Raw genomic sequence first — 438 nt, 5'->3', positions numbered from 1 at the left:
CGTCCGGTTCGCCGGCCAGCCGTGCGGCCGTCCGCGCCGTGCAGGCGTGCACGCAGCGCAGCGCCCGCTGGATCCAGGCGTCGGTGACGCTGTGCGTGGACACGGGCAGCACGAGGACCACCGCCAGCGCCGCGCCGAGCGCGCCGATGCCGGTCTCCGCCATGCGCAGGGCGAGCAGGGACGGGGTGAGCACGCCCAGCAGGCCGTACAGCATGGCAGCGAGGACCGTCACCCAGAGCATCATCCAGGTGTACGAGAGGGCCGCCGTGTAGAAGATGCCGAAGACGGAGACGGCGACGACCAGCACGGTGAGCGCCGTGTCGCCGTGCGCGGGGACGGCGACGAGCAGGGCGAGACCGGCGCCGATGACCGTGCCCAGCACGCGGCGGAAGCCGCGCACCAGGGTCTCGCCGCGCGAGGTGGTGTTCACGAACGCCC

General features: G+C 73.7%; 1 protein-coding gene. It reads right to left on the bottom strand.

Annotation, left to right across the window (positions count from 1 at the left end; all coding sequences use genetic code 11):
* On the bottom strand, nucleotides 1–438 hold a 438-nt coding region (locus LPA54_RS39200), incomplete at both ends, for an FUSC family protein (protein ID WP_228985162.1).

Origin of the sequence: Streptomyces sp. DH12, from assembly GCF_020873895.1 — a bacterium.
GTDB lineage: Bacteria > Actinomycetota > Actinomycetes > Streptomycetales > Streptomycetaceae > Streptomyces.
The sequence above is the reverse complement of the archived record's forward strand: the minus strand, read 5'-3'. Positions and strand labels throughout refer to the sequence as shown.